The organism is Methylobacterium sp. CCH5-D2, from assembly GCF_001556475.1.
Taxonomy (GTDB): domain Bacteria; phylum Pseudomonadota; class Alphaproteobacteria; order Rhizobiales; family Beijerinckiaceae; genus Methylobacterium; species Methylobacterium hispanicum.
On record NZ_LSIX01000962.1, the window covers coordinates 21,716 to 29,830 of the forward strand.

Annotated in this window: 7 protein-coding genes; 2 read left to right on the top strand and 5 right to left on the bottom strand. The window is 69.6% G+C overall.

Annotated elements, in window-relative coordinates:
• Positions 1-21 precede the first annotated feature (21 nt).
• The 5 genes from carB to hemB all read right to left on the bottom strand — a co-directional run bounded on the left by carB (position 22) and on the right by hemB (position 6,647).
• The gene (carB, locus tag AX737_RS26155; RefSeq protein WP_066926567.1) at positions 22-3,495 is read right to left on the bottom strand and encodes a carbamoyl-phosphate synthase large subunit; all 3,474 of its coding nucleotides are present in this window, start codon (positions 3,493-3,495) and stop codon (positions 22-24) included.
• A gap of 193 nt (positions 3,496-3,688) precedes the next feature.
• Entirely contained in the window at positions 3,689-4,435 is a 747-nt protein-coding gene (locus tag AX737_RS26160; protein ID WP_066926569.1) for an arginyltransferase, read from the bottom strand.
• A gap of 140 nt (positions 4,436-4,575) precedes the next feature.
• Positions 4,576-5,064 (bottom strand): RDD family protein, encoded by a 489-nt coding sequence (locus AX737_RS26165; RefSeq protein ID WP_066926571.1) that lies wholly within the window; start codon positions 5,062-5,064, stop codon positions 4,576-4,578.
• Between the two features lie 156 nt (positions 5,065-5,220).
• Entirely contained in the window at positions 5,221-5,595 is a 375-nt protein-coding gene (locus AX737_RS26170) for a hypothetical protein (protein ID WP_238229887.1), read from the bottom strand.
• On the bottom strand, positions 5,592-6,647 hold the full coding sequence (gene hemB, locus AX737_RS26175) for a porphobilinogen synthase (RefSeq protein ID WP_066926573.1): 1,056 nt from the start codon (positions 6,645-6,647) through the stop codon (positions 5,592-5,594). Before hemB ends, AX737_RS26170 begins: the two co-directional genes overlap by 4 nt.
• Before the next feature lie 172 nt (positions 6,648-6,819).
• Here hemB and AX737_RS26180 point away from each other — a divergent pair, with 172 nt between their 5' ends.
• Positions 6,820-7,257: a DUF6163 family protein gene (locus tag AX737_RS26180; protein WP_197430724.1), complete on the top strand. Its 438-nt coding sequence runs from the start codon at positions 6,820-6,822 to the stop codon at positions 7,255-7,257.
• 161 nt (positions 7,258-7,418) lie between these two features.
• Entirely contained in the window at positions 7,419-7,928 is a 510-nt protein-coding gene (locus AX737_RS26185) for a winged helix DNA-binding protein (protein ID WP_066926576.1), read from the top strand.
• Positions 7,929-8,115 lie beyond the last annotated feature (187 nt).

The window sequence follows — 8,115 nt, forward strand, 5'->3', positions numbered from 1 at the left end:
CGCGGCCGGCGAGCCGGAGCGTCAGGCCGCGAAATATTCCTGCAGGGCGCGGACCTGGAGATCGCCTTCGAGGTAGGCACGGATCCCTTCGGCCGCGGCCATCGCGCCGGCTAGAGTGGTGTAGTACGGCACTTTATGCAAGAGGGCCGCCCGGCGCAGGGACCGGGAGTCCGAGAGCGCGCCGGCGCCTTCCGTGGTGTTGAAGACGAGTTGGATCTCGCCGTTCTTGATGGCGTCCACCACGTGCGGGCGGCCTTCCAGCACCTTGTTGATGCGCTCGGTCGGCACGCCGTTCTCGGCGAGGAAGCGCTGGGTGCCGCTCGTGGCGAGCACGGTGAAGCCGAGTTCGGCGAGCAGGCGCACCGCCGGCAGGATGCGCTCCTTGTCGCCGTCGCGCACCGAGACGAAGACCGCGCCGGCCTTCGGCACCTGCGTGCCGGAACCCAGCTGGCTCTTGGCGAAGGCGACGCCGAAGCCGGCATCCAGCCCGATCACCTCGCCGGTCGAGCGCATCTCGGGCCCGAGCAGCACGTCGACCCCGGGGAAGCGCGCGAAGGGGAAGACCGCCTCCTTCACGGCGATGTGCTGCAGCGTCTTCGGCTTCAGGCCGAAGCTCGCCAGCGCCTCGCCCGCCATTACGCGGGCGGCGATCTTGGCGATCGGCTCGCCGATCACCTTGGCGACGAAGGGCACCGTGCGGGAGGCGCGCGGGTTCACCTCCAGCACGTAGATCGTGCCGTCCTTGATCGCGTACTGCACGTTCATCAGGCCGCCGACCTTGAGGGCGAGCGCCATCGCCCTGGTCTGCCGCTCCAGCTCGGCGATGATCTCGGCGCTGAGCGAGCGCGGCGGCAGCGAGCAGGCTGAGTCGCCCGAGTGGATGCCCGCCTCCTCGATGTGCTCCATGATGCCCGCGATGTAGACGTCCTGCCCGTCGCAGACCGCGTCCACGTCCACCTCGACCGCGTCCGAGAGGTAGCGGTCGAACAGGAGCGGGCTCTTGCCCAGCACCGTGTTGATCTGCCCCGTCTTGTCGTTCGGGTAGCGCGACTTGACCTCGGAGGGGATCAGGCTCGGCAGGGTGTCGAACAGGTAGTCGGCGAACTGCGCCTCGTCGCGGATGATCGCCATGGCGCGGCCGCCGAGCACGTAGCTCGGGCGCACCACGAAGGGCAGGCCGAGGTCGGCCGCCACAAGCCGGCTCTGCTCGACCGAGTAGGCGATGCCGTTCTTCGGCTGCTTCATGCCGAGCTTGTCGAGGAGGCGCTTGAACTGGTCGCGGTCCTCGGCGAGGTCGATCGCGTCGGGCGAGGTGCCGAGGATCGGTACGCCGGCGGCCTCGAGTGCACGGGCGAGCTTGAGCGGGGTCTGCCCGCCGAACTGCACGATCACACCGTGCAGCGTGCCGGCCTGCCGCTCGGTCTCGATGATCTCGAGCACGTCCTCCTGGGTCAGCGGCTCGAAATAGAGCCGGTCGGAGGTGTCGTAGTCGGTCGAGACCGTCTCCGGGTTGCAGTTGACCATGATGGTCTCGTAGCCCGCGTCCGACAGCGCGAAGCAGGCGTGGCAGCAGCAATAGTCGAACTCGATGCCCTGGCCGATCCGGTTCGGGCCGCCGCCCAGGATGATGACCTTCTTCTTGTCCGAGGGCAGCGCCTCGTCCACGACCGTGCCGGCGAAGGGCGCCACGTAGGTCGAGTACATGTACGCGGTCGGCGACTTGAACTCGGCCGCGCAGGTGTCGATGCGCTTGAAGACCGGGCGCACCGCGAGCGCGCGGCGCTTCTCCCGCACCTCGGCCTCCTCCAGGCCCGCCAGCACCGCGAGGCGCGCGTCGGAGAAGCCCGCCGCCTTGAGCTGGCGGAAGGCGCCGGCCGTGCCGGGCAGGCCGTGGGCCCGCACCCGGTTCTCCAGATCGATAATGCCCTGGAGCTGCTCCAGGAACCAGGGGTCGATCTTGCAGGAGGCGTGCACCTCCGCGGCGCTGACGCCCAGGCGCAGCGCCTGGCCGACCTTCAGCAGGCGGTCCGGGGTCGGCGTGCCGAGCGCCGCCTTGATGGCGTTGTGGTCGTCGCCCTTGCCGAGGCCCTCGATCTCGATGTCGTCGAGGCCGGTGAGCCCCGTCTCCAGCGAGCGGAGCGCCTTCTGCAGCGATTCCGCGAAGCAGCGGCCGATCGCCATGGCCTCGCCCACCGACTTCATCGCGGTGGTCAGGGTCGGCTCGGCGCCGGGGAACTTCTCGAAGGCGAAGCGCGGGATCTTCGTGACGACGTAGTCGATCGTCGGCTCGAACGAGGCCGGCGTCGCGCCCCCCGTTATGTCGTTGGCGATCTCGTCCAGCGTGTAGCCGACCGCGAGCTTGGCCGCGACCTTGGCGATCGGGAAGCCGGTGGCCTTGGAGGCCAGCGCCGAGGAGCGCGAGACGCGCGGGTTCATCTCGATCACGATCATGCGGCCGGTGGCCGGGTCGATCGCGAACTGCACGTTCGAGCCGCCGGTCTCGACGCCGATCTCGCGGAGCACCGCGAGCGACGCGTCGCGCATCACCTGGTATTCCTTGTCGGTGAGCGTCAGCGCGGGCGCCACCGTGATCGAGTCGCCCGTGTGGACGCCCATCGGGTCGATGTTCTCGATGGAGCAGACGATGATGCAGTTGTCGTTCTTGTCCCGAACGACCTCCATCTCGTACTCCTTCCAGCCGAGCACGCTCTCCTCGATCAGCACCTCGTTCGTCGGTGAGGCGTCGATGCCGCGCTCCACGATGTCGAGGAACTCCTCCCGGTTGTAGGCGATGCCGCCGCCGGTGCCGCCCATGGTGAAGGACGGGCGGATGATGGCCGGCAGACCGACCTCGGCGAGCGCGATCAGCGCCTGGCCGAGCGCGTGCTCGCCGTAGCGCTTGCGCCGCTCGGATTCGCCCGCCGCCCACTTGTTCTCGAAAGCGGCGAGCGCGGCCTTGCGGGCCTCCGGCTCGGCATTAGCGGCCTCGATGCGGGCGACCTCGGCGAGGTACTTCTCGCGGTCGGCCTTCTTGGCCGCCGAGGCGTTGGCGAGCGCCGATTTCGGGGTCTCCAGCCCGATCTTGGTCATCGCGTCGCGGAAGAGGTGCCGGTCCTCGGCTCTGTCGATGGCTTCCGCCGTGGCGCCGATCATCTGCACGCCGAACTTCTCGAGCACGCCCATCTTCTGGAGCGAGAGCGCGCAGTTCAGCGCCGTCTGCCCGCCCATGGTCGGCAGGATCGCGTCGGGGCGCTCCTTCTCGATGATCTTGGCGACGACTTCCGGGGTGATCGGCTCGACATAGGTCGCGTCCGCCATGTCCGGGTCGGTCATGATGGTCGCGGGGTTCGAATTGACGAGGACGATGCGGTAGCCCTCCTCGCGCAGCGCCTTGCAGGCCTGGGTCCCCGAGTAGTCGAACTCGCAGGCCTGGCCGATGATGATCGGGCCCGCACCGACGATCAGGATCGAGGAGATATCGGTGCGCTTGGGCATGCTCGGCCTTCTGTCACGGGCACGCGCCCGGTCGCGCACGGTCCCCCGATGGGGCCACGCGGTCGGGCGCGATGGTCGGAATGTCGTTGAGACGCGCGTTTACACGCGACGCCTCGGGTTTGGGAAGGGCGGTGACGGAGCGCCGGGATCATCCCCTGTGCGCGGCGCATGCAAGCACCGTGCACCGATGGTCTCACGGCACCCGTACCCAGCCCTGGCCCATCAGCCGCTCCTGGGGCCGGAAGCGGGCCTTGTAGTCCATCTTGCGGGAGCCCTCGACCCAGTAGCCGAGATAGAGATACGGCAGCCCGAGCGCGCGGGCGCGGGCGATGTGATCGAGGATCATGAAGGTGCCGAGCGAGCGGTGCGCCTCGGCAGGATCGTAGAACGAGTAGACCATCGACAGGCCGTCGGCGAGCACGTCGGTCAGGCAGTAGGCCACCGGCGGCCCGCTGCCGCGGCCGTTGATCGCCGTGTCGGGCCCACGGCGGCGATAGGCCACCAGATGCGTGTCGACGTGGCTGTCCTCGATCATCATGGCGTAGTCGAGCACGGTCATGTCGATCATGCCGCCGTCGCCGTGGCGCGCGTCGAGGTAGCGCCGGAACAGGGCGTACTGCTCGGAGGCCGGCCGGTTCGGTTCGGCCGCGCCGACGAGATCCTCGCTGCGGGCGAGGATGCGCCGCTGGCTCGCCGAGGGCGCGAAGTCGTCCACCACCACCCGCACCGAGATGCAGGCCCGGCAGGACTCGCAGGCCGGCCGGTAGGCGATGGTCTGCGAGCGGCGAAAGCCCCCCTGCGTCAGGATCTCGTTGAGGTCGCGCGCACGCCGCCCGACGAGATGGGTGAAGACCTTCCGCTCCTCCTGCCCCGGCAGGTAGGGGCAAGGGGAGGGCGCCGTGAGGTAGAATTGCGGGGTATCGCGCGGGTGGCTCGTCACGCGTCAGATCGCCTCGGGCGACCCGGCGGCAGCGCCGGGCCGATGCTCAAGTGTAACGCCCGTCCGCCGTCGCTCAATGGGGCGAGAGGGTTGCCGAACATATTTCTCGGCTCCCCGCGGTCGCAGTCCGATCGACCGCCTCAACCGGCCCGCACGACCGCGAGGCCGAGCAGGAGGTCGTGGCCGAGGCGCCGGTCGCTGCGCATCAATCCGAACATCATGTCGACGAACCAGAGCAGGAACGTCGTGATCGCCACGTAGAACAGCAGGGCGTGCACCGCCGCCGTGAGCATGTCGACAGGGCGCCCGCTCTCGGGTGCGACCACGCGCAGGCCCATCATCCGCATGCCGAGCGTGCTCTGGCGCGATCCGCCGACCGTGATCGCGCTGTAGATGATGCCGCTCGCCGGCAGCACGGCGAACAGGGTCCAGCCGAGGCCGAAGGTGACGAGGCCGATCACGGCGATCGCCAGCCAGAGCAGCAGCGAGAAGCCGAAGATGAAGACGATGTCGAGGAGGTAGGCGCAGAAGCGCGCGCCGAGGCTGGCGCGCACGGCCGGCAACGGCACCGGCGGCAGGTAGCCGGGCGCGTCGTAGCGGGGGGCGTAACCGGGGCGGGGGCTCTGCATGGTGTCGCATCCTCGCGCGGCGGGATTCTTTTCGGAGGATGAGGTGGGGAGGGCAGGCGCCGTGCTCAAGATCCCCGCCGCCGCTCTCCCTCCCCGCAGAGGGGGGAGGCGAGGCCGCAGGGCGCGCGGCCGCCGCTTCGGAGCAGGGTGCGACCCTCACCGCTCGCCGGGATCGGCTTCCGCCGCGTCCGGCGTGTCGAGGTAGAACCGCTTGAGAAGGTAGAGCGAGGCCCCGCTCAGATTCTGGCGGTCCGTCGTGATACCCGCGATCTCCGTATCTGCGCCGAAGCGGCAGAGCGCCCAGTGCGGGCGAGGTCCGACCGCGTAGTCGATCCGCACGCTGTCGGGCGTCGCGCCCGCGCCGGCGCGCAGGATGCGCAGGCCTGTTTCCGCGGGAACCAGGGCCGGCACGGCGCGGCGGCAGAGGGCGACGCGCTCGCGCTGCAGGCTGTTCTCGCAGGTGGCCAGGCCGGCCAGGAGGCCCGCGAGCGTCGCCGCGCCCACGAAGCCGGCGCGCAGGCCCGGGCTCACGCTCCGGCGCGCAGGTGCTCGGCGACGCGCGGCGCGTAGTAGGTCAGCACCCCGTCCGCGCCCGCGCGCTTGAAGGCCAGCAGGCTCTCCAGCATGGCCCGGTCGCCGTCGAGCCAGCCGTTGCGGGCCGCGCCCTCCAGCATCGCGTACTCGCCGGAGACCTGATAGGCGAAGGTCGGCACGCCGAACTCGTCCTTCACCCGCCGGATGATGTCGAGATAGGGCAGGCCGGGCTTCACCATCACCGAATCCGCGCCCTCTGCCAGATCGAGCGCGACCTCGCGCAGGGCCTCGTCGGAATTGCCCGGGTCCATCTGGTAGGTGCGCTTGTCGCCGACGAGCGCCGCCTTGGTGCCGATCGCGTCGCGGAACGGCCCGTAGAAGGCGCTGGCGTACTTGGCCGCGTAGGCCATGATCTGCACGTCGAGGAAGCCCGCCTTGTCGAGCGCCGCCCGGATCGCGCCGACGCGCCCGTCCATCATGTCGGAGGGCGCGATGATGTCGGTGCCGGCCTCGGCCTGGATCAGGCTCTGCTCCACGAGGAGCGCCACGGTCTCGTCGTTGAGGATCGCTCCCTCTTCGAGGAGGCCGTCGTGGCCGTGGCTGGTGTAGGGGTCGAGCGCGACGTCGGTCATCACGCCGATCTCCGGCACCGCGCGCTTGACCGCCCGCACGGCCCGGCAGACGAGGTTGTCACGGTTCAAGGCCTCGGAGCCCGTGGGGTCGCGCAGGGTCGCCTCGGTGTAGGGGAAGAACGACACGGCCGGGATGCCGAGCCGGGCCGCCCGCTCCGCATCGCGCACGATTTCGTCCACGCTCAGGCGCTCGACGCCCGGCATCGAGGCGATCGGCTCGCGCCGTCCCTCGCCCTCGATCACGAAGAGCGGCCAGATCAGGTCGTCGACGGTGAGCGTGTTCTCGCGGATCAGCCGGCGTGACCACGCGGCCTTGCGGTTGCGGCGCGGGCGCTGGGTGATGGCGAGGCCGGGGCGGGCCGTGGTCCGGGCCGCCTCGACGGCGAGCGGGCGCGGTTCGGGCGTGTCGTGCGACATCTCGGGTCACCGGAAACGATGGAATGCCTGAGGCCTTCAGCGGGGCCTAGCATATCCGCCGGACCTGTCGAAGCCTCTGGCCGCGAGCCTGCCCCGCGGTTGACGCGAGCCCGGGGGCGCCCTCTAAGCGGGCCGGGCGCGCGGAGGCAGGTGGAACAGCAAGGTGATGCGCATGCAGGCACGCGGACGCGAGCCCGATCTCGGCGGGGACCGCATCGAGCGGAGCGCCACGGCCCGCAAATCCACCTGGGACACGGCGCTGATCTGGTTCATGCGCGTCACCGCCCTGATCTGGCTCGCCAAGGGCGTCTGGTCCTGGATCCAGATCCTCGACGCGTGGCCGGGAGGCCGGCCCTTCGAGGCCGAGCCCTTCGGGCGGCAGGCCGCGATCGTCTACTTCGCGGTGATCGACGCGACCGCGGCGATCGGGCTCTGGCTGACCAGCGCCTGGGGTGGCGTGATCTGGCTGTTGGCCGTCACCTCCTCGGTGACGCTCGCGCTGCTCACGCCGCTGCTGCTGCCGATGCCGGTGGCGTTGATCGGCGCACAGATCAGTATTGTGCTGATCTACTTCCTCCTGTCTTGGTCGGCAGCGCGCGAGGTGCGGTAAACGGAAAGTTGTCGCGACCCTTCAGTTTGCGTTTACCCATAGAAGTAAATCGCCAATTCATCCTGTCGCTTAAACCGCCTTTCATTCCCGGCACCTAGGTTGAACCCATAAGCGGCGCCGGACAGCGGCGGCCGGCACAACCGGATCAGGCGAGGCAGAGGATGAAGACCCAGGCGACCAAGGCGATCGAGACCGCCGCCCCCGAGGTTCTGCCGGCGGCGGGCGCCTACCTCGAGGCCCTGCATCTGGTGGAGCGGCTGCACCGCCGCCTCCTCGACGTGATCAAGGACGAGTTCGAGCGCCGGGGCCGCGAGGACGTCAACAGCGTCCAGGCGCTGCTGCTCTACAACATCGGCGACAAGGAGCTCACCGCGAGCGAGCTGCGCACCAAGGGCTACTATCTCGGCTCGAACGTTTCCTACAACGTGAAGAAGCTGGTCGAGCTGGGCTTCCTGCACCATGCCCGCTCGAAGACGGACCGGCGCGCCGTGCGGATCTCGCTGACCGACAAGGGCCGCGCGATCCACGACATCATCCAGGGCCTCTACGACAAGCATGCCCGCACGATCGCGCCGATCGGCGGTATCTCGGAGGACGATTTCGGCCGCCTCAACGTCGCGCTGGGCCGCCTGGAGCGCTTCTGGACCGACCAGATCCGCTACCGCCTCTGATCGCTCGGGGCCGGAACGCATCGGGGGCCGGGGCGCGTCAAGCGTCCCGGCCCCCGATGCGTTCGCACAACGAGAAAGGGCGCCGCCTCCGGAGAGGCGGCGCCCCGACGGGCCGCTTCAGCGGCCGTCGGCTCAGTTGAAGGTGTCGATCTCAGCCGATTCGTAGCTGGTGACTTCCATGCCGACG